The organism is Pseudarthrobacter sp. DSP2-3-2b1 (genome assembly GCF_049895945.1).
GTDB lineage: Bacteria > Actinomycetota > Actinomycetes > Actinomycetales > Micrococcaceae > Arthrobacter.
This window is the reverse complement of sequence record NZ_JAFCTI010000015.1, coordinates 16172-37291: the sequence shown is the minus strand read 5'-3', so window position 1 is coordinate 37291 and position 21120 is coordinate 16172. Positions and strand designations below refer to the sequence as shown.

At 65.2% G+C, this 21120-nt stretch carries 18 protein-coding genes; 14 read left to right on the top strand and 4 right to left on the bottom strand.

The genetic code is table 11. The features are described 5' to 3' along the window. The 4 genes from ACP7AX_RS16585 (at position 1) to ACP7AX_RS16570 (ending at position 6237) form a co-directional block, all read left to right on the top strand. The gene (locus ACP7AX_RS16585) at positions 1–990 is read left to right on the top strand and encodes an ABC transporter permease (protein ID WP_426227953.1); all 990 of its coding nucleotides are present in this window, start codon (positions 1–3) and stop codon (positions 988–990) included. Beyond that, the gene (locus ACP7AX_RS16580; RefSeq protein WP_426227951.1) at positions 987–3224 is read left to right on the top strand and encodes a dipeptide ABC transporter ATP-binding protein; all 2238 of its coding nucleotides are present in this window, start codon (positions 987–989) and stop codon (positions 3222–3224) included. Before ACP7AX_RS16585 ends, ACP7AX_RS16580 begins: the two co-directional genes overlap by 4 nt. Positions 3225–3276: 52 nt before the next feature. Continuing rightward, positions 3277–4995: an ABC transporter family substrate-binding protein gene (locus ACP7AX_RS16575; protein WP_426227949.1), complete on the top strand. Its 1719-nt coding sequence runs from the start codon at positions 3277–3279 to the stop codon at positions 4993–4995. Positions 4996–5157: 162 nt separating this feature from the next. After that, positions 5158–6237 carry a Gfo/Idh/MocA family protein gene (locus tag ACP7AX_RS16570; protein ID WP_426227947.1) on the top strand — a complete coding sequence of 360 codons (1080 nt, stop codon included), beginning with the start codon at positions 5158–5160 and terminating at the stop codon, positions 6235–6237. Positions 6238–6342: 105 nt separating this feature from the next. Here ACP7AX_RS16570 and ald read toward each other — a convergent pair whose 3' ends face one another. Continuing rightward, positions 6343–7461 (bottom strand): alanine dehydrogenase, encoded by a 1119-nt coding sequence (ald, locus tag ACP7AX_RS16565; RefSeq protein WP_426227945.1) that lies wholly within the window; start codon positions 7459–7461, stop codon positions 6343–6345. A gap of 234 nt (positions 7462–7695) precedes the next feature. On the opposite strand from ald, the gene ACP7AX_RS16560 reads away from it, so the two are divergent. Then, positions 7696–8916 carry a PucR family transcriptional regulator gene (locus ACP7AX_RS16560; RefSeq protein ID WP_426227943.1) on the top strand — a complete coding sequence of 407 codons (1221 nt, stop codon included), beginning with the start codon at positions 7696–7698 and terminating at the stop codon, positions 8914–8916. On the opposite strand, the gene ACP7AX_RS16555 is transcribed toward ACP7AX_RS16560, so the two are convergent. Continuing rightward, positions 8913–9338, bottom strand: coding sequence for a helix-turn-helix domain-containing protein (locus tag ACP7AX_RS16555; RefSeq protein ID WP_426227941.1), 426 nt, complete (start codon positions 9336–9338; stop codon positions 8913–8915). The genes ACP7AX_RS16560 and ACP7AX_RS16555 overlap by 4 nt on opposite strands. A 49-nt stretch (positions 9339–9387) precedes the next feature. On the opposite strand from ACP7AX_RS16555, the gene ACP7AX_RS16550 reads away from it, so the two are divergent. Continuing rightward, positions 9388–10170, top strand: a complete 783-nt coding sequence (locus tag ACP7AX_RS16550; RefSeq protein WP_426227939.1) for an alpha/beta fold hydrolase — start codon at positions 9388–9390, stop codon at positions 10168–10170. Between the two features lie 81 nt (positions 10171–10251). Here the strand turns inward: ACP7AX_RS16550 and ACP7AX_RS16545 are convergent, their stop codons facing one another. After that, a complete protein-coding gene (locus ACP7AX_RS16545) occupies positions 10252–10530 on the bottom strand; it encodes an HPr family phosphocarrier protein (RefSeq protein WP_131683407.1) in 279 nt (92 codons plus the stop codon). Between the two features lie 47 nt (positions 10531–10577). After that, the gene (gene ptsP, locus ACP7AX_RS16540; RefSeq protein WP_426227937.1) at positions 10578–12263 is read right to left on the bottom strand and encodes a phosphoenolpyruvate--protein phosphotransferase; all 1686 of its coding nucleotides are present in this window, start codon (positions 12261–12263) and stop codon (positions 10578–10580) included. A gap of 159 nt (positions 12264–12422) precedes the next feature. Between ptsP and ACP7AX_RS16535 the strand changes: the two genes are divergently transcribed. The 8 genes from ACP7AX_RS16535 (at position 12423) to ACP7AX_RS16500 (ending at position 21099) form a co-directional block, all read left to right on the top strand. Beyond that, the gene (locus ACP7AX_RS16535) at positions 12423–13148 is read left to right on the top strand and encodes a TetR/AcrR family transcriptional regulator (RefSeq protein WP_426227935.1); all 726 of its coding nucleotides are present in this window, start codon (positions 12423–12425) and stop codon (positions 13146–13148) included. 49 nt (positions 13149–13197) lie between these two features. Then, complete coding sequence (locus ACP7AX_RS16530) at positions 13198–15246, top strand: PTS mannitol transporter subunit IICBA (protein WP_426227933.1); 2049 nt, start codon at positions 13198–13200, stop codon at positions 15244–15246. Further along, positions 15246–16409, top strand: coding sequence for a mannitol-1-phosphate 5-dehydrogenase (locus ACP7AX_RS16525; protein WP_426227931.1), 1164 nt, complete (start codon positions 15246–15248; stop codon positions 16407–16409). The genes ACP7AX_RS16530 and ACP7AX_RS16525 overlap by 1 nt, the downstream gene beginning before the upstream one ends. 294 nt (positions 16410–16703) lie before the next feature. Next, entirely contained in the window at positions 16704–17651 is a 948-nt protein-coding gene (locus ACP7AX_RS16520) for an ABC transporter substrate-binding protein (RefSeq protein WP_131683402.1), read from the top strand. A gap of 35 nt (positions 17652–17686) precedes the next feature. Beyond that, on the top strand, positions 17687–18694 hold the full coding sequence (locus tag ACP7AX_RS16515; RefSeq protein ID WP_131683401.1) for an iron chelate uptake ABC transporter family permease subunit: 1008 nt from the start codon (positions 17687–17689) through the stop codon (positions 18692–18694). After that, positions 18687–19709 (top strand): iron chelate uptake ABC transporter family permease subunit, encoded by a 1023-nt coding sequence (locus ACP7AX_RS16510; protein WP_426227928.1) that lies wholly within the window; start codon positions 18687–18689, stop codon positions 19707–19709. Before ACP7AX_RS16515 ends, ACP7AX_RS16510 begins: the two co-directional genes overlap by 8 nt. Next, a complete protein-coding gene (locus tag ACP7AX_RS16505; protein ID WP_131683399.1) occupies positions 19706–20464 on the top strand; it encodes an ATP-binding cassette domain-containing protein in 759 nt (252 codons plus the stop codon). Before ACP7AX_RS16510 ends, ACP7AX_RS16505 begins: the two co-directional genes overlap by 4 nt. 143 nt (positions 20465–20607) lie before the next feature. After that, the gene (locus ACP7AX_RS16500; protein WP_426228046.1) at positions 20608–21099 is read left to right on the top strand and encodes a GNAT family N-acetyltransferase; all 492 of its coding nucleotides are present in this window, start codon (positions 20608–20610) and stop codon (positions 21097–21099) included. Positions 21100–21120 lie beyond the last annotated feature (21 nt).

The following is a 21120-nucleotide window of genomic DNA, read 5'->3' as shown; positions in this document are numbered from 1 at the left end:
ATGACCAACCTCAACGCCATCGACCCGGCGGCAGTGGCCCAGGATGCCCACCTGGACAGCGCCGATGTCATCATCGGCAAATCCACCATCATTTTCCGGCGGTTCATGCGGAACAAAACAGCGGTTGCGGGCCTGGCAATATTCCTTGCGCTGACTGTCTTCTCGTTCGTGGGCGGGTACTTTACCCCGTGGGACAAGGAGACCATCGACCCCTTCAACATCGGCATGCCGCCGTCGGCCGAGCACTTCCTGGGCACGTCCCAGGCCGGCATTGACCTCTACGCGATGACCGTTGAAGGCACCCGTATCTCCATCCTCATCGGCCTCATTGTGGGCCTGGTGTCCGTCCTGATTGCTGCGGTCTACGGCTGCACCATGGCCTATTTCGGCGGCAAAGTGGACAAGGTGATGCTCTTCTTCCTCGAAGCGCTCATCATGATGCCCGCCCTGTTGGTGGTGGCCGTCGCCACCAGCGGCGGAGGCGACGGCCTGAAAAAGAACCTCCCCAGCTGGCTCCTGCTGATCATCGTCCTGCTCGTCTTCAGCTGGATGGGCACCGCCAGGCTGATCCGCTCGCTGTCCATGTCCCTGATGCAGCGTGACTTCGTCAAAGCGGCCCAGTACATGGGCGTCCCGCCGCGGCGTATTGTGTGGCGGCACCTGGTCCCGAACATCGGTTCGCTCCTGGTCCTGGACATCACCCGCGGAGTCACCGGCGCCATCCTTGCTGAAGTCGCCTTCTCCTTCATCGGCATCGGCATCAAGGTTCCGGACGTGAGCCTTGGCGTGCTGATCGGCGGCGCCACCTCCCAGGTGCAGACCTTCCCGTGGATGTTCTGGGTTCCGCTGACCGTGATGTTCCTGCTCACAGGGTCCCTGGCCATGATGAATGACGGCTTGCGTGACGCGTTTGATCCGAGCTCGAGTTCGGTTGGCCGGGCAAAAAAGAACAGCGCAAAGAAGAACAGCGCACAGAAGAGGGCCAAATGAGCAGCGGAACCTACCTCGAACCGGCTGACGCGGCCCACACCCCGGCCGAACGCCTCCACATCGCAGGCCTCCACTCGCCGTCGGACGCCGTTTTGTCTGTCCGGGACCTGAACGTCCGGTTCAATTCGGAGAACGGCGTGGTGCACGCGGTCCGCGGCGTTGACTTCGACCTCATGCCCGGCAAGACCCTGGGCATTGTTGGCGAGTCCGGCTCGGGCAAGTCCGTCACCTCACTCGCCATCATGGGGCTTCTGCCGCCCACCGCGGAGATCTCCGGATCAGTGCTGCTCAAGGGCAAGGAACTGCTCGGCCTCAGCGACAAAGCCATGTGCGCCTACCGGGGCAACGATATTGCCATGGTGTTCCAAGACCCGTTGTCCTCCCTCACCCCGGTGTACACGGTGGGCGCCCAGATCATCGAGGCGCTCACCATCCACAATCCCGGCATGAGCAACGCCGCGAAGGAAGCCCGCGCCGTCGAACTTCTGGCGATGGTGGGGATTCCCAGTCCCAAGGACAGGCTCCGGGCGTTCCCGCATGAGTTCTCCGGCGGCATGCGCCAGCGCGTGATGATCGCCATCGCCATCGCCAACAACCCCCGGGTGCTGATCGCGGATGAGCCGACGACGGCGCTGGACGTCACCATCCAGGCCCAGGTGCTTGAGGTGCTTCATACGGCGCAGGAGGAGACGGGCGCCGCGGTCGTGATGATCACCCACGACCTTGGTGTGGTGGCGGGCATCGCGGACGACATCATGGTCATGTACGCGGGCAAGCCCGTGGAAACCGGGCGGGTGGATGACATCTACTACAACCCCCGCATGCCCTACACTATGGGTTTGCTCGGTGCCGTGCCCCGGGTGGACGTTGCCGAGAAGACCTCGCTGGTCCCCATCGAGGGCATCCCGCCCAACCTGATCCACACGCCCACCGGCTGCTCCTTCGCGCCGCGCTGCCCCCTGGTGGTGGATGCCTGCCTGGCCGGCGAACCCGCACTGCTGCCGGCCGGCGGGCACCCGGGTCACAAGGCGGCCTGCATCAAGTCCGGTTCACTGGGCGGCGACGTCGACGTCCTGGAAATATTCTCGGCGCCGCCGGTTCCGGTGTCCGGCTTTGATGCCATCCCGCGGGCGGAACGCGCCACGGTCCTGGAACTCAAGGACGTGCGCAAGCACTTCCCGCTGACCAAAGGTGCGCTGCTGAAACGGCGCATCGGCACCGTCAAGGCAGTGGACGGCCTCAGCTTCGACATCCGTGAGGGTGAATGTTTCGCCATCGTGGGGGAGTCCGGCTCAGGCAAGACCACCACGCTCCTGGAGATCATGGAGTTCCACAAGGACCAGGACGGCGAGGTGAGGATCGGCGGCCTCAGCAACAAGGAAGCCACCGACGCCAGGACCAGGAGCGCTATGCGGCGTGAACTGCAGATGGTGTTCCAGGACCCCACCGGCGCCCTGGACCCCCGCTTCACCGTGTACGAGGTCCTGGCCGAGCCGCTGCAAAACGCGGGCATGGACAAGGCCGCCATCCGGAAACGGATCATGGAGCTGATGAAGCTGGTGGGGCTGCAGCCCGATCACGTCAACCGGTTCCCCAACCAGTTTTCCGGCGGCCAGCGCCAGCGTGTGGGCATTGCCCGCGCCCTGGCCGTCAACCCGAAGCTCGTGGTCCTGGATGAGCCCGTGTCCGCCTTGGACGTGTCTGTCCAGGCCGGCGTCATCAACCTGCTGGACAAGCTGCGCGCCGAGCTGGGCCTCAGCTACCTGATGGTGGCCCACGATCTTTCCGTGGTCCGGCACATCTCCAACCGGGTGGCGGTGATGTACCTCGGCAAGATTGTGGAGATCGGGGAAGTGGACAGGGTCTTCGACAACCCGCGCCACCCCTACACCCGCGCCCTGCTCTCCGCCATTCCGGTCCCTGACCCGCAGATCGAACGCACCCGCGAGCGGATCATCCTTGAAGGTGACCTGCCCTCGCCCCTGGACGCCCCCAAGGGCTGCAACTTCGCCACCCGCTGCCCCGTCTTCGCTGCGCTCCCTGCTCCCAAGCAGGAAAAATGCCTCACCCTGGAGCCACCGCTGGAGGCTGTCCAGCCCTCGGCGGCAGTGAAAGCCCTGGAAGCTGGGCCCGTTCCGGTCCTCGACCAGCAGTTCGCCTGCTTCTTCCCCGACGGCCAACTGGACGAGGACATGCTGGTGGTCCACGAAACCGCGGAACCCCATGCACCCTAGATTTTTTCGACCCACCACAAGCACCACCACTCGCACCAATGAAGGGAACACCATGAAGAATCTGACCAAGATTGGCGGAGCGGCAGCCATAGCGGCTGCTTTGACGCTGACTGCTTGCGGCGGTGGAGGCACGTCTACCGGACCGGAGACTGCCAAGGGGCAGGAGTCGGGCAGTGACCTCTCCAAGCTGATCAGCGTCAACGAGAAGCCGGCCGCGGACCTCGAGCCCGGCGGCAAGGTCACCCTGCCGCTTGGCAACATCGGGCCGGACTTCAACGGGTTCTCCAACAACGGCAACAGCGCGGACAACTCCGCACTGCAGATCCCCATGAACCCGGTGGCCGTGAACAGCGGCGGCATCGGCGGCTGCTGGAAGCTGGACTTCGTCGGCAAGGCCACACCGAACAAGGACTTCTGCGAGTCGGTTGAGAGCGAAGTCAAGGACGGCAAGCAGACCGTCACCATCAAGGTCAATGAGAAGGCCGCCTACAACGATGGCACCCCCATTGACATCAAGGCTTTCCAGAACACCTGGAACATCCTCAAGAGCCCGGATGCCGGCTATGACATCGTGAGCTCCGGTGCTTACGAATTCATTGAGTCCGTTGAAGCAGGCAGCAGCGACAAGGAAATCATCGTCAAGACCACCCAGCCGGTCTATCCGCTGGAGGATCTGTTCTTTGGCCTGATCCACCCGGCCGTGAACAGCCCCGAGATCTTCAACGAGGGGTTCAACGGCGAACTGCACCCTGAGTGGATGGCCGGTCCGTTCAAGCTGGACCAGTACGATACTGCAGCCAAGACGGTAACCCTCGTTCCCAATGATAAGTGGTGGGGCACCAAGCCCGTCCTGGCAAACGTGGTCTTCCGGCAGCTGGAAACCAGCGCGCAGATCGCAGCCTTCAAGAACGGCGAGATCGACGGCATGTCCGCCAACACCATCTCCCTGTACAAGCAGCTTGAAGGCACCAAGGACGCCGAGGTCCGCCGCGGCCAGCGGCTGTTTGCGGGCGGTATGAACCTTAACGCACAGCGAATCACCGATGTGGCTGTCCGCGAGGCAATCTTCGCCGCCGTTGACCGCGAAGCCCTCCGCAAGGTCCGCTTCAACGGACTGAACTGGGAAGAGCCCAGCTCCGGTTCCATGATGGTCCTGCCGTTCTCTGAGTACTACCAGGACAACTACCCGGTGAAGGAAACGGGCCCCGACGCAGCCAAGAAGGTCCTGACCGACGCCGGTTACACCGCCAATGCTGCCGGAATCATGGAAAAAGACGGCAAGCCTGCGGCCTTCAAGATCAGCAACTTCGGTGACGATCCCACCACCCTCGCCTTCACCCAGACGCTGCAGAAGCAGCTGCAGGCCGGCGGCATGGATGTTGGAATCGATCAGCGGGCCTCTGCCGATTTCGGCAAGGTCCTGGGTTCACGTGAGTTCGACATGAGCGTCTCCGGCTACACAGTGGGCGCCGACGCCACGTCCGCCGTCAAGCAGTACTACGACTCCAAGACCAACGAGAACCAGCTGGGCGACGCCGAACTGGACAAGAAGATCGCTGACCTGGCCTCCATCGAGGACAACGTAGAGCGCAACAAGGCAGCCATGGAAGTTGAAAAGGAGCACATGGCCAAGTACTTCTCCATGGGTGTTGTGATGAACGGCCCGCAGATCTCGTTCGTCCGCACCGGCCTGGCCAACTACGGCCCGTCGCTGTTCCAGAGCCTGTCCCAGGTTCCGGACTGGACCACCATCGGCTGGGAAAAGAAGTAACTCCCGCCTGACGTTCCAACCTCCCACGGCCGAGGCCGGCACTCCCTGAACTCCAGGAGGTGCCGGCCTTCGCCGTTTCCCCGCCGAAACCGGGAGGGAGTGATGGAGCGTTTGGGGATAACTTGCAGGATCTGCCAGAGGGTGACGGGGTAGCGTTGAGCCATGACCGGCACCGAACCTGAACGCACCAACCGCACCCTCCGCACCGCCGTCGTCGGCTATGGCCTGTCCGGCAGTGTCTTCCACGCGCCGCTGATTGCGGCGGATCCGCATTATTCACTGGACGTCATTGCTACGTCCGACGCCGGCCGGCAGGCAGCCGTCGCGGAGCGGTACCCGGGCACCAAAACAGTGCCCGACGGCGACGCTGCTCTTGCGTTGGCCGGGAACCTTGACGTGGTGGTGCTGGGGTCCCCGCCCGCCACCCATTACCCGCTGGCTAAGGCTGCGCTGGAAGCCGGGCTGGACGTCGTGGTGGATAAACCCTTCGCCGTCACAAGCGCGCAAGGACAGGAATTGATCGCCCTGGCGGAGCGGCTGGGCCGTGTACTTACGGTTTTCCAGAACCGCCGCTGGGACGGGGATTTCCTCACAGTCCGGAAGCTGCTGGCCGGCGAAGCCTTGGGAAGCGTTACCCGCTTTGAGTCCAGCTTCGAACGGTGGTCCCCGGACACCGCAAAGGCCTGGAAGGTCGACGCCACGGCTGCAGACGGCGGCGGTGTGCTGTTCGACCTGGGCACGCACCTCATTGACCAGGCGCTCCTGCTGTTCGGCCCGGCCACGGTGGCCCATGCCGAGTTGCAGGCACGCCGTCCCCACGAGAAGGTTGACGACGACGTCTTCCTGGTCCTCGCCCACGAGTCCGGCGTGACCAGCCACCTAAGCATGAACATGCTCTGCGCGCAGCAGGGTCCGCGGTTCCGCATCCTCGGGTCAGCGGGAGCGTTCACCAAGCACGGGATCGACCCGCAGGAGCCGTACATCGTGGCCGGCGGAAGCCCGCTGGACGACGAGTACGGTGTCGAGGCTCCGGAGTGGGCCGGCGCCCTGGGCCGCGACGGGCACCTGGATCGGCTGCCCACCGAGCGCGGCGCCTACCCCGAGTTCTACCGGCTGCTGGCGGAAAAGATCCTCGACGGCGGCACGGCCTCAGCCCTCCCCCTCCCGGTGGACCCCGCAGGCCCAGTAGAAGCCCTCAAACTAATAGAAAAGGCACGCGAACTGGCTGCTGACCGGACTTAACCAACACGCGCTGGACGACAGACATCCGGCAGCGTGCGTCAGAGCGACGAAGGAGCAGCACGCGGAGGATGTGTGTCGTCCAGCGCAGCAGGACGAACTAAGGACCTAGGCAGAGACCAGTTCGTGCCAATCGGCTACGAGCGGCAGGCCATGTGCCTCGGAGACGGAGTGGTGTGCCACGTGTCCGGCGGCGATGTTGAGGCCGGCGGCGAGGGCGGGGTCGCGGTCGAAGGCGGCTTTGACGCCCAGGTTGGCCAGTGCAACGGCGTACCGGAGGGTGACGTTGGTCAGCGCGTAGGTGGACGTGTTGGGGACGGCTCCGGGCATGTTGGCCACGCAGTAGAAGATGGTGTTGTGCACCTTGTACGTGGGTTCCTGGTGCGTGGTGGGGCGGGTGTCCTCGAAGCAGCCGCCCTGGTCCACGGCGATGTCCACCAGTACGGAGCCGGGCTTCATGCGGGAGACCAGTTCGTTGCTGACCAGCTTGGGGGCCTTGGCGCCGGGGATCAGCACTGAGCCGATGACCAGGTCGGCGTCCACCACTGACTTCTCGATCTCGTACTTGTTCGAGGCAACGGTCTTCAGGCGGCCCTGGTACTGGGCGTCGAGTTCGCGGAGGCGGTTGATGTTGATGTCCAGGATGGTGACGTCGGCACCCAGGCCCAGGGCCATGGCCGCGGCGTTGGTACCGGCAACACCGGCGCCGAGGACAACCACCTTGGCGGGACGGACGCCCGGGACGCCGCCGAGCAGCACGCCCTTGCCGCCTGCAGGGGCCATCAGGGAAGTAGCGCCAACCTGGACGGAAAGCCGGCCGGCCACCTCGGACATCGGAGCGAGCAGCGGCAGTGCGCGGCCTTCCTGGACGGTTTCGTAGGCGATGGCGGTGACGCCGGAGTTGATCAGCTCGCGGGTCAGTTCCGGTTCGGCTGCGAGGTGCAGGTAGGTGAAGAGGATCAGGCCCTTGCGGAAGCGGTGGTATTCCGCTGCGACGGGTTCCTTGACCTTCATGACCATATCGGCGCGGGCCCAAACCTCGTCCGCGTCGGTGACGATTTCGGCGCCGGCGATGGCGTACTCCTCGTCCGTGATCCCGGAACCGAGACCTGCGCCGCGCTCCACCAGGACTGTGTGGCCGTAGGTGCGGAACTCGTGGACGCCGGCGGCGGTGATGGCCACGCGGAATTCGTTGTTCTTGATCTCTTTGGGGACACCGATGATCATTTTGGGCTCCATGTTCACCGGGCCTGTGGGCCCGGAATCGCGGGGAAAATTTGTACTTCCAGAATAAATCCGGATGTGACCCAGTCGACATGAGCCGGCAATTGACCCCGCGCGGATTCCGCGACATTCCGGGGTTTCCGGTCCACGCGGCGCGACATTTGTTCAGCCCTGAAGCGTCAGGTGTCGCCTCGTGTCCGTTCGCCGCAGTCACCCGATAAGCAGTAGTCTTGCCCCATGCAGCAGCAGGATGTGGAACAGCTTGTGGAGCAGGTGGCCGGGAAGCTCGGGCGCGGCCTTTCGCTGGAAGATCTGGACGGCCTGCTGCTCGCCTACAGCTCCAACCAGGCCCACGCGGACCGGGTCCGGGTCAACTTCCTGCTGAGCAAGAGGGTGCCTGCCGATGTCAGCGCCTGGCAGCTTTCCCATGGCATTGCGACGGCGGTCCGCCCGCTGGCGATTCCCGCCAACCCGGACCTCGGAATGCTGGGCCGGATCTGCGTTCCGCTGATGGTGCGGGGATTCCGCGTGGGCTACCTGTGGGTCCAGCAGGATTCGGAGGACGAAAACCCGGCCGCTATCCTCGCCCAGCTTCCGGACGTTGGCCCGGAGATCGAGCAGCTCTCGGGCCTTCTGCTGGAGTCCAACACCGCCGAATCCGAGTTCAGGCGCGGCCGTGAACGGGAGTTCCTGGCCGCGTGTTCCGGCGAAGCCAACGCCCTGGCGGCTGTTGGAGGGTGGAAGGAAATCCAGGGCAGAGGGCCGTGGCAGGTGGTGACGGTGCTCGACGCCGACGGCTGGGCCGGCGGCCCCGATCCCATTGCCTCCACGCTGATCCACCGCTCCGCTGCCCTGCAGGCCACCATCGGCGTTGACCTGGTGTTGTTCAGCGCCGGAACGGAAACCCATTCAGTGGTGCTGTTCCGCGAATCCGTGGGGCGTGCCAGCCATGCCCAGGTGTTGGTGCACTATCAGCTGGAACTCGCCAAACGTTCCGGGCGGCCGGTGCACCGCATCATTCTGGGCATCAGCGAGGGATTCGCCAAACCCCGCGAGCTTGCCGAGGCGTACCGGCAGTCCCGGCTGGCTGCGCAGGCGGCAGCGGTGGATCCCCAGCTGGGGGAGCTGGTGGACTGCAGGGCCACCGGGATCTACCAGCTGCTTGGCTCGGCCGGGGGCGGGGCGGGCGCCTGGGCTGACTCAGGCTCCGTTTACGTACGGATGCTGGAGGACCACGACCGTAACGGCGAGCTCCTCCCTGTCCTGGAACTCATCTACGACAACGACGGCTCTATCCAGGACGTGGCCGCCAAACTCCACCTGCACCGCAGCAGCATCTACAACAGGCTGGGCCGCATCCGCCAACTTCTGGGTGTGGACCCGCTCCGGGGAATGCCGCGGCTGGAACTCCATGCGGCGCTGAAGATGCGGCGCTGGGCCCTGCGGCCGCGGATTTAGCTGCTGCCGGCAGCCGGGGCGCCCCCGCCGTCGTGCTGTTCCCTGTTCTGCTGTTCGCTTTTCTTCTGCTGGTCCAGCCACGCCAGGACCGCAGCAAGCCTGATCCGGCGGTGCGTGCCGCGGTATTCCACCGGGATCTCGCCGCGGTCGGTCATGTTCCGCAGGTACGTGTGGGAAATCCCGGCCAGTTCCGCGGCCTGGGACGTGGTGAGCATTTCCTCAACGCTGCTGACCGTCACCGCTTCGCCGCGGCTGAACCTGCTCAGGAGATCGACGACGGCGTCCCTCGCCTCGGGAGTCAGCCGGTGGACGGTGCCGTCCACAAACACGGTGATGTCGTTCCCGCCTTCCAGCGCCCGCCGCAGATTCCCGGCGTCCTCGGCCGGCAGGCCGGCTGTCATCTTCGGAGCTATCAGTGCCATGGCATCAGCCTAATGCCGTAGCTCCCGCGGACGGCGGTATGCTCACTGGATGAAACTCACCGGCGGCAAGGCCATTGAATTCGGCGGATTGCCCGGCCGGCTCTACTCCTCTGTGGCAACGGCCGGGAGCCTGCCGCGCCCGGCGTACGTGCTCCTGCACGGGATCGGGGTCTCCCACCGCTACTTCGCCCGGTTGCACCACGAACTTGCCCTCACCGCGGACGTCTACACTTTTGACCTTCCGGGCTTCGGCGACTCCCCGCGACCGGCCCGCCAGGTGCCGGTGGGTGAGTATGCGGCCTTTGTGCACACAGCGCTTGCCGACGCCGGCGTGAGATCCTGCGTGGTGATCGGCCATTCCATGGGTACCCAGCATGCCGTTGAACTCGCGTTGCAGCAGCCGGAGCTGGTGGCTGGCGTGGTGCTGATGGGTCCGGTGGTGGACGACCAACGCAAATCCGTTGCCCGGCAGGCGCTGGCGCTGACCCGCGATGCGATGTTCAGCGAGAGCGTGACCTCGAACGCCATAGTTTTCGGGGACTACTTCCGGGCCGGCCTCCGCTGGTACCTGACCGAGTTGCCCGTGATGATGGAATATCCGATGGAAGCCAGGGTCCGCGGAGTCGGACAGCCCGTTCTGGTGATGCGTGGCAGCAAGGATCCTGTGGCCAGCCGCGGATGGTGTGAGCGCCTGGCAGGCCAGGCGGCCCAGAGCAGCCTGACCGAAATACCCGGGCAGGGCCACGTCTTCCAGCACACCGCGCCGGGGCCCGCCGCAGCAGCGATCACCGCCTGGGTGCGCGCCGTGGACGGCTTCGGCGTCACCGCCTGAGCGCAGCCCCCAAAGCCGCATCCCGCCGTCGGGCGTTATACAGCCGCGGGTTATACAGCAGCGCGTTAACCGGCTGAGACGCTAAACGGCGTCGAGGTCTGTTTCCAGGAGCTTGACGAGCGAGTCCAGCGCGGCGTCGGCACCGTCACCCTCAGCCCGGAGCACCACCACGTCCCCCTTTTCAGCCCCCAGGGTCATCAGCGACAGGATGCTCGAGGCGTCCAGCGCCTCATCCGCCGGCTCGCCCGGCTTGGCAATGGTGACTTCCACGCCCACCTCCCCGGCGGCCTCTGCAAACAGCGCCGCTGGGCGGGCGTGCAGGCCGGAGCGGCTGGCGATGGTGGCGGTGCGTTCGGGCATGGTTCCTCCTGGTGGGGTGGTGCGGGCGGTGGTAAGAAAACTCGTGGTTAGAGGCCGAGTTCCTGGAGTATGGGCAGCTTTTCCCGCACCCAGGCGCGGGCTTCGGTGGCACTGGGCGCGGACAGTGCGAGCTTGGCCAGCTCCTGCGCCTCGGCCAGGGTGACCGTCTTCAGGACCGCAGCCACGGCGGCAAGCGACCGCGCGGTCATGGACAGGGTGCTGACGCCCAGGCCGGTAAGGACGACGGCGAGGGCAGGATCAGCGGCTGCCTCACCGCAGACACCCACGGGTTTGTTGTGGCCTTCAGCCCGGGAGCCTTCCACTGTCAGGCCCACCAGGCGCAGGACGGCCGGCTGCCACGGGGTGTTCAGGTTGGCGAGCGGGCCGAGCTGGCGGTCGGCGGCCATGGCGTACTGCGTGAGGTCGTTGGTGCCCAAGCTGGCGAAGCCCACCTCGCGGAGGATCGCTTCGGCGGTCAGCGCGGCGGAGGGCACTTCCACCATCACGCCGGGCGTCTTGATTCCGGCGTCTGCGCACATTGAGGCAAAGCGGGCAGCCTCTTCAGCCGTGGAGATCATCGGGGCCATCACCCAGACATCAGCCTCTGAGGCCTTCTCCGCCTGGGCGATTGCTTCCAACTGGCGGTCCAGGACACCCGGGGTGGTGAAGTCGGTGCGGTAGCCGCGGACGCCCAAGGCAGGGTTGGGCTCCGTGGAGTCGGTCAGGAAGGGGAGCGGCTTGTCGGCGCCGGCGTCGAGCGTACGCAGGACCACTTTCTTGCCCGGGAACGCATCGAAAACGCTCTTGTAGGCGGCGGCCTGCTCTTCGACGGAAGGTTCGGTGTCCCGTTCCAGGAAGCAGAATTCGGTGCGGAACAGTCCCACGCCCTGGGCGCCCAGTTTTGCGGCCGCCGCGGCATCCTTGCCGCCGCCAACGTTGGCGAGCAAGGGCACCAGATGCCCATCCGCCGTCGCGCCCGTGCCGCTGAATTCGGCGAGCAGGGAGGCGGTGGCCGCCCATGCTTCCGCTGCGGCACGCAGCGCTTCGTCCGGCTCGGCCGTGATGGTGCCGCCGGCGCCGTCAACATAGACTTCCGTGCCGTCCTTCAGCTCGTCCACGCCTACGGCCGCCACGACTGCCGGCAAGCCAAGGGAACGGGCAATGATGGCCGTGTGGGACTGCGGGCCGCCGCCTGCCGTCACGAGAGCCAGTACCTTGTTCGGGTCCAGGGTGGCGGTATCGGCTGGTGCCAGGTCCTCGGCCACCAGGACGAACGGCGTGCTGGAGGCGGGAATGCCGGGCGCGGGCACACCACGCAGCTCGGCGACGATCCGGGCGCGAACGTCCAGCACGTCGGTGGCACGTTCGGCCATGTAGCCGCCCAGGTTGTGCAGCATCTCCGACACGGAGGATCCGGATTCCCAGATGGCGCGTTCAGCGGAGGTGCCGCGTGCCACAAGCTTGGCCGCGCCCTTGATCAGCATGGTGTCCTTGGCCATCAGTGCTGTGGCTTCCAGGACAGCCTTGCCGTCACCGGTGGCGTGGGCGGCCCGGTTCTTGAGCTCATCGTGCACGGCCTGGGAGGCTGCCTTGAGGGCGGCTGCTGCATCCTCGGCGGTGACTCCGGCGGCCAGCTGTTCGCCTGCAGGGGGTTCGCTGATCGGTTTGGGCATTTGGCGGATGGTTCCGATGATGCGGCCGGGGCTGACGCCTACTCCTGGGAAGGTCTGCACTGAGTTCCTCGTTCTCTTCCGATAGCCAGGCCCGCCAAGGTTGTCCCGGCGCCATGCCGGGGCCGCCGCAACTACTCTGTGCAACAGCGGAAACGCGCCTGAAAAAATTGTATGTGATTCAGTTCATATAGCAATGCTATAGGTGATAGGGTAGCGGCTATGAGTTTGGATGGCCAGCTTCCCCCCAAAATGCGGCTGTTGCGAGCAGCGGCAGAATTGCTGGCAAAATCCGCGGGAGCGTCCATTTCAACCCGCCAGATCACGCAGCTGGCGGGTGTCACGGCGCCCACGCTGTACCACCACTTCGGTGACAAGGAAGGTCTTTTCGACGCCGTCGTTGCCGCAGGTTTTGAGGAGTACGTTGCGGGCGAAAGGGATTTCGCCCCGTCCGGGCATCCGCTGGTGGATATCCGGCGGATGTGGGATAACCACGTCCAGTTCGGGCTGAACCAGCCGGAGCTGTATCTGGTGATGTTCGGCAATATCCGTCCTGAAAGCCGCCCCGTCATCGTTGCAGATGCCGAGGCGCTGATGGAGGAGATGCTGAATAAAGCCGCAGTGGCGGGCCAGCTCAACGTCCAGCCGCGGGAAGCAGCCAGGTCCATCCTGGCCGCCAACGTGGGTGTGACGCTGATGCTGATCGCGGAACCCGCCGCCGAACGGAACCTTGAACTGTCCACCATGACCCGGGACGCCATGATCTTTGCGGTGTCCTCCGAGCAGGCCACAGGGGCCACCCCGGAAGACTCCGGGAAATCCTCGGTGGTGGTGGCAGCGATCGCCCTGAACGCCGCACTTCAGGCATCGCATTCAGACCAGCTTTCGAGCTCGGAACTCAAGCTTTTCCTCGAATGGCTACACCGGATCTCCACCAGCTCGTCGTAATTATCGGACCCAGCCTGCGCAGCCGCAGGAATGACGGTTAGGAAATCACATGGCAACAGAGACAGTTGCAAAACCCCGCACCAGCCTGCGGGTCGGCGTCCAGAAGTTCGGGACGTTCCTGTCCGGAATGATCATGCCCAACATGGGGGCGTTTATCGCCTGGGGCATCATCACGGCCTTCTTCATTCCGGCGGGCTTTACGCCCAATGAGGAACTGGCCAAGCTCGTTGGGCCCATGATCACCTACCTCCTCCCGCTCCTGATCGGCTTCACCGGAGGCCGGATGGTCCACGGCGTCCGCGGCGGCGTTGTGGGCGCAGCCGCAACCATGGGCGTGATTGTTGGTACCGATATCCCCATGTTCATCGGTGCCATGATCATGGGCCCGCTGACCGCCTGGATCATGAAGAAGCTGGACAAGGTCTGGGAAGGCCGGGTCAAGCCGGGCTTCGAGATGCTGATCGACAACTTCTCGGCCGGCATTGTTGCCGCCGTCCTGGCCATCTTCGGCATGCTGGTGATCGGCCCGGTGGTGAAGACGTTCAGCGATGGTGCCAGTGCCGTGGTCGAATTCCTGGTCAACAACGGTTTACTGCCCTTCACGAGCATCTTCATCGAACCGGCCAAGGTCCTCTTCCTGAACAATGCTGTGAACCACGGCATCCTGACACCCCTTGGCACAGAACAGGCGCTGGCTAACGGCAAGTCCATCCTGTTCCTGCTCGAGGCCAACCCCGGTCCCGGCGTAGGCATCCTGCTGGCGTACATGTTCTTCGGCAAGGGCCTGGCCAAGGCTTCGGCCCCCGGCGCGGCCCTGATCCAGTTCGTCGGCGGCATCCACGAGATCTACTTCCCGTTCGTCCTGATGAAGCCGATCATCATCCTCGCCGCAATCGGTGGCGGCATGACGGGCATCTTCACCCTGGTGCTCACCGGCGCAGGCCTGCGCTCCCCGGCAGCCCCTGGCAGCATCATCGCTGTCTTCGCGGCAACAGCCAGCGACAGCTACTTCGGAGTGGCACTGTCCGTGCTCCTCGCCGCAACGGTGTCCTTCCTGATCGCCTCGGTGATCCTGAAGGCCAGCAAGACCCCCGTGGGTGACACCGAGGAGGACAGCCTGGCCGCTGCCACCTCGCAGATGGAATCCCTGAAGGGCAAGAAGAGCTCCGTTTCCTCCACCCTGGGCGGTGCTGCCGGAGCTGGGGTGGGAACTGCCGTCCTGGCCGGACCGGTCCGGAACATCGTGTTCGCCTGCGACGCCGGCATGGGATCCAGTGCCATGGGCGCCTCGGTGCTGCGGAACAAGATCAAGGCTGCCGGGTTCCCGGACGTCAAGGTCACCAACTCGGCCATCGCCAACCTCAGCGATACGTACGACATCGTGGTCACGCACCAGGACCTCACCGAACGCGCCAAGCCGGTCACGTCCAGTGCCGCGCACTTCTCCGTGGACAACTTCATGAACAGCCCCCGGTACGACGAAATCGTTGAGCTGGTCAGGGAAAGCAACACGGAGGGAACCGCGGGTGGAACGGCCGACGCCGGCGCTCCCGCCGGCGCAGGCGCCGGGGCTGCTGGTGCGGGTGCTGCTGCCGGCGCCGCCAGCCACGGCGCACATGCAGCGGACGCCCCGGTGGATGCAGAACCGGCTGCCGCCGCGCCGCCGTCGGACATCCTGGTTCATGACAGCGTGATCCTCAACGGCAGGGCCACCACGCGCGACGCCGCCATTGACGAGGCGGGCCGGCTCCTGCTGGCACGCGGCGCCGTGGACGAGGGCTACATCGACGCCATGCACGAGCGCGAGGAATCCGTCTCCACCTACATGGGCAGCTTCCTGGCCATCCCGCACGGCACCAACGCCGCCAAGGACCACATCATGAAGTCCGCGGTTTCCGTGATCCGCTACCCGGACGGCATTGACTGGAACGGCAAGCAGGTCAAGTTCGTGGTGGGTGTGGCAGGCGTCAACAACGAGCACCTGCACATCCTGTCCTCCATCGCCAAGGTGTTCACCAACAAGGCCCAGGTGGCCCAGCTCGAAGCGGCCACGTCCGTGGATGAAGTCCTGGAGCTGTTCGGCAAGGTGAACGCATAGTGAAGGCCGTACATTTCGGAGCAGGCAACATCGGCCGTGGATTCGTGGGGCTGCTGCTGCACAATGCGGGCTACGAGGTGGTGTTCGCCGATGTGGCGGATGCCCTGATCGACCAACTGGCCGCGGCGGACAGCTACCAGGTCCACGAGGTGGGGGAGCACCCCACCGTGCGGACCGTGGACAACTTCCGCGCGCTGAACTCCGGCACCCAGGAGGCGCAGCTGGTCCGCGAAATCGCGACGGCGGACATCGTCACCACCGCGGTGGGCCCGCACATCCTGAAGTTCGTGGCGCCCGCCATCACCAAGGGCATCGCGGCCAGGGAGGCCGGGCTGGCGCCCCTGCAGGTCATGGCCTGCGAGAACGCCATCAACGCCACGGACATCCTTCGGGCGGAAGTGGCAGCACTTTGGGACGATGCCGCCGGTTCGCTGGACTCCCTGGCGGTGTTTGCGAACACGGCCGTGGACCGGATCGTGCCCAACCAGGAGCCGGGCCAGGGCCTGGACGTCACGGTGGAAACCTTCTATGAGTGGGTCATCGACCGCACCCCGTTCGCGGAGGCGGAGCCGGTGATTCCGGGCGCAACGTTTGTTGACGACCTCTCGCCCTACATCGAGCGGAAGCTGTTCACGGTCAACACGGGGCACGCCTCCGCGGCGTACTTCGGTTTCGAGGCGGGCCTGGAGAAGATCTCAGAGGCCATGGCGGACCAGGATGTTGCAGAAGACGTCCGGGCCGTGCTCGAGGAGACCAAGCAGCTGCTGGTGGCCAAGCACGGCTTCAACAATGACGAACAGGAAGCCTACGTCCAGAAGATCCTGGGCCGGTTCTCCAACCCGCACCTGCCTGACACGGTGAACCGGGTGGGCCGCGCGCCGCTGCGGAAGCTGAGCCGGCATGAGCGGTTCATCGGCCCGGCTGCGGAGCTGGCTGAGCGCGGAATTGTGCCGGAGGCGCTCCTGGGTGCCATCGCCGCGGCCCTGCGCTTCGACGATCCCGCCGACGCCGAGGCCACGGAGCTTGCGCAGATCCTGGCGTCGTCATCGCCGGCGGAGGCAACGGAGAAGATCACCGGCCTGGCTCCGGACCACCCGCTGTTCAACGCCGTCTCCACCCTCGTGGAGGAGCGCCAGCAGGAAGGGGCCAAAACCCCCGCCTGACCCCCGCCTGAGATGGCACCACCTTCCACCTGCTCCACCCGAGCCCCCGGACGCTCTCTCACTTCCTGCAGCTTTTCCGGGGACCCTCTCGCAGTACCTGCGAATTTTTGAGGGAGGCTCTTGCACCGCACGACGCCGGCACTCACCGTGAGTGCCGGCGTCGTGCGTTGTGAGCTCCAGCACATTATGTCGCGAACGCGGGTTTACGTTTTGAAGTTAGCCTCACCTTACTTATAGAGTTCAGGGACATTAGGCAACAAACATGTGACGTAATAGCGGAGTGGAGATCCTGGCATGAAGAAGAAGCTGTCGAGCTACCTGGGGGCACTAGCGGCGGGAGCGGCTCTTCTGACGATGACCGCCTGCGGGGGCGGCGCCGTCGCGTCCTCCTCTTCCGACGAAGCCGCCACCATCACGGTGGAACACGCGCAGGGCAGCACTGCCAACGTTCCGGTGAACCCGGAGAAGGTCTTCACCTTCGATCTCGGCGTCCTGGACACCCTGGACGCCCTCGGGGTGGAGCCCGCCGGCGTTCCCGAGGCCAGCTACCCGGAATCGCTCTCCAAGTACGCGGACGCCAAGTACGAGAAGATCGGCTCGCTGAAGGAACCCGACTTTGAAGCCGTCAGCGCCGGCGCCCCGGACCTCATCATCATCTCCGGCCGCACCGCCGGAGCCTACGAGGAACTGAGCAAGATCGCCCCCACGATCGACCTGTCTGTCGATGCGGCCAACCCCATGGAGAGCTTCAAGGCCCAGACCAAGAAGCTGGGCACCATCTTCAACAAGGAAGCCGACGTCGACGCGAAGCTGGCGAGCGTGGATTCCACCATCGCTGACACCAAGGCCAAGGCCGCCACTGCAGGCAAAGGCCTTATTGTCCTGACGTCCGGCGGCGAAGTGACCGCCTACGGTGCAGGGTCCCGCTTCGGCATCATCCACGACGTCCTGGGCGTGCCCACCGCGGCAGACGTGAAGTCCGAAGGAAGCCACGGCGAGGCCGTCTCCTTCGAATACATCAAGGACGTCAACCCGGACCTCCTGTACGTGATTAACCGCGACACCGCCATCGGAACCGAAGCTGCGGCCAGCCCGGTCCTGGACAACGAACTGGTGCAGTCCACCAATGCGGCCAAGAACAACAAGGTCATCAACCTGGACCCTGCCGCCTGGTACATCGTGGGCTACGGCCTGAACAACGTCCAGGCGATGGTCAACGCCGTCGCCGATTCGGTGGCCTGAACCGTTTCCTGACACTCCCTGACTGAGCTTCAAAAGTGACCGCCACGGCCCTGCGCACCACCGCGCCGGTAAGCCGCAGCCGGACCCGCGAATTCGCGGGACTGGCTGCGGCCGCCGTCGTTGTGCTGGCACTGGCCACCGGGAGTATGTTCGTGGGCGTCAGCGACGTGTCGTTACCCGCGCTGCTGGCCGGCGATCCGGCCGCTGTGGAGATCTTCTGGATCTCCCGCGTACCGCGTACCCTCGCCGTGGTTCTCGCCGGGATGGCGGTGGCCGTGGCGGGCCTGATCATGCAGCTGATGGCACGGAACCGCTTTGTCGAACCGTCCACGGTGGGAACGGTGGAATCGGCAACGTTAGGAATCCTGGTGGTCACCGTGTTCATCCCGGCGGCGCCCGTCCTTCTGCGGATGGGCGTGGCCAGCGTTTTCGCCATGCTGGGCACCGCACTGTTCCTGACCATCCTGCGGCGGCTCCCCGCACGCAACACCCTCCTCATTCCGTTGGTGGGCATCATGCTGGGCGGCATCATCGCGGCCATCACCACGTTCTTCGCCTACCGGTACGACCTGCTGCAGACCCTGAGCAACTGGATGATCGGCGACTTCTCCGGTGTGCTCCGCGGGCGCTACGAACTGCTGTGGATCGTGGCGGTGCTCATCCTGGTGGGCCTGCTCGCCGCCGACCGGTTCACCGTGGCCGGGATGGGCGAGGACTTCACCACCAACCTTGGCCTCAACTACGCCCGGACCATGCGCCTGGGACTGGTGATCGTCTCACTGATCTCCGCCGTAGTGGTCACCACCGTGGGCGCCGTCCCGTTCCTGGGGCTGGTGGTGCCCAACATCGTTTCCCTGCTGTTCGGTGACAACCTGCGCCGGGCAGTTCCCTGGACTGCCCTGTTCGGCGCCGGCTTTGTGCTGGTCTGCGACGTGATCGGCCGGACCATCCGCTATCCGTACGAGGTACCCGTGGGCATGGTGATGGCCGTGGTGGGGGCCATCCTGTTCCTCATCCTGATCCTGAGGAAACGCAATGGCTGAGACCCTCCTCCAGCAGAAGAACACCCCGCAGAGCACGGCCACGAGACTCAAAGCCGCCGTCCGGAACGCCTCGCCCCGGCTGGTCATCGGCATCCTGCTCACTGCCACCATCGCCGCCGTCGCGTTTTTCCTGTTCAGCGACCTCAAAGGCACCGTGGGCTACGTCCTCCCGCGGCGCGCCCTGAAGGTGGCGGCCATGCTGCTCGTGGCGGTGGCCGTGGGCGTTTCCACCCTGCTCTTCCAGACCGTCACGGCCAACCGGATCCTGACACCGTCCATCATGGGCTTCGATTCGCTCTACATCCTGGTGCAGACCGCGCTCGCCTTCACCGTGGGGGCGGCAGCCGTCAGCGGCGCGCCGCCCACCCTGATGTTCGGCGTCGAGGTGGTCCTCATGGTTGCCTTCAGCGCGCTGCTGTACCGCTGGATGTTCACCGGCGCCACCCGGTCCCTGCACCTGCTGCTGCTCGTGGGGATCATCCTGGGCAGCCTGTTCCGGGGTTTCTCGTCGCTGCTGCAGCGGCTGATGGAGCCGAGCGAGTTCATCATCCTGCAGGACCTTTTCTTCGCGAGTTTCAACAACGTGGACCCTGCGCTGCTGGCGGTGTCTGGCGCGGTCATCGCCGCCGTTTGTGTGGCCGTTTGGCGTGCCCGCAGCACGCTGGATGTCCTGGCCCTGGGCCGGGAACTGGCCATCAATGTGGGCGTGGACCACCGGCGTGTGGTCATGCGGATCCTGCTGGCCTGCTCGCTGCTGGTGGCCGTGTCCACCGCGCTGGTGGGGCCCGTGACGTTCTTCGGCCTGCTGGTGGTCAGCCTCGGCTACCAGGTCTGCCGGGGCTTCAACCACGCCCGGCTGCTCCCGATTGTGGTGCTGATCGGTGCCGTGGCCCTGGTGGGCGGGCAGCTGGTCCTGGAACGCGTCTTCGGCTTCGCCACCGCCCTGAGCGTGGTCATCGAGTTCGCCGGCGGCATCCTGTTCCTCTACCTCCTGCTGAAAGGCTCGCTCAAGTGATCGACGTCCGGAACGTGTCCAAGAGCTACGGCGGCCAGGCTGTCCTGGATAACGTCAGCTGCGTGATTCCCCGCGGCGGGATCACCTCGATCATCGGGCCGAACGGCGCCGGCAAGTCCACCCTGCTGTCCCTGATCAGCCGGCTGCAGCCGTTGGAGAGCGGGGCCGTGTCCGTTGGCGGACTGGACGTCGCGGGCACTCCCAGCAGGGACCTCGCCCGGACTATGGCCATCCTCCGCCAGGAGAACCACCTGACCATGCGGCTGACCGTCCGTGACCTGGTGGCCTTCGGCCGGTTCCCGCACTCGGGCGGACGCCCCACGGTGGAGGACAAAGCCATCGTGGAGGAATCCATCGGCCACCTGGACCTCGGCTCCATGGCGGACAAGTTCGTGGACGAACTCTCCGGCGGGCAGCGGCAGCGCGCCTACATCGCCATGGTCCTGGCGCAGGACACCGACTACCTGCTCCTGGATGAGCCGCTGAACAATCTGGACATGAAGCACTCGGTGGAGATGATGCGGCTGCTGCGCCGGCTGGCCGACGAGCTGGGCAAAACCATCGTCCTGGTGGTCCACGACATCAACTTCGCGTCCTGCTATTCGGACACCATCCTGGCCATGAAGGACGGCCGCCTGGTGCATCAGGGGAGCCCGGCGGACATCATGCAGTCCGCCATGCTGCACGATGTCTACGACATCGATATCCGCATCGAGGAGATCGACGGCAACCGCATCGGCGTCTACTTCGCCTGACGCTCTCTCACTTTCCGCAGGTTTCTGACCGACGCTCTCGCACTTAATGCGGGTTTTTGACGAACCCTCTCGCAGGTCCGGAGGCACCGTGGCCCCTGTGGAATGCTTGTGTGGTGATCCGGAACCCAGCTGCCACGCCCACCCTGCTGACTGCCGACGTCGACGGCGGGACGTTCCGGCTCCGCCCCGCCCTACGTGCGGATCTGCCCGCCATTGTGCAGTTGCTGGCCGACGATGCCATGGGCGCCGTGCGTGAAACCGTCGTGGACATGGAGCCCTACGAGCGGGCTTTCGCCGCGATCGACGCCGACCCGTCCCATTTGCTTGTTGTGGGGGACCTGGTGCCGCACGGGGCAGAGAACGGTTCGGTGGTTGCGACGTTCCAGCTGAGCTTCTTGCCCGGCATCTCGCGGCAGGGGTCGTGGCGCTCACAGCTCGAAGGCGTGCGGGTGGCGGGGAGCCTTCGTGGCCAGGGCATCGGCAACGTGATGGTCCGGTGGGCGATCGAGGAGTCTAGGCGGCGCGGCTGTTCCATGATGCAGCTGAGCACCCACAAGGACAGAACATCGGCGCACCGGTTCTACGAGCGCCTTGGCTTCGATGCCAGCCACGAGGGCATGAAGCTGAAGCTCTAGGTGAGAGAGCGTTGCCGGGGA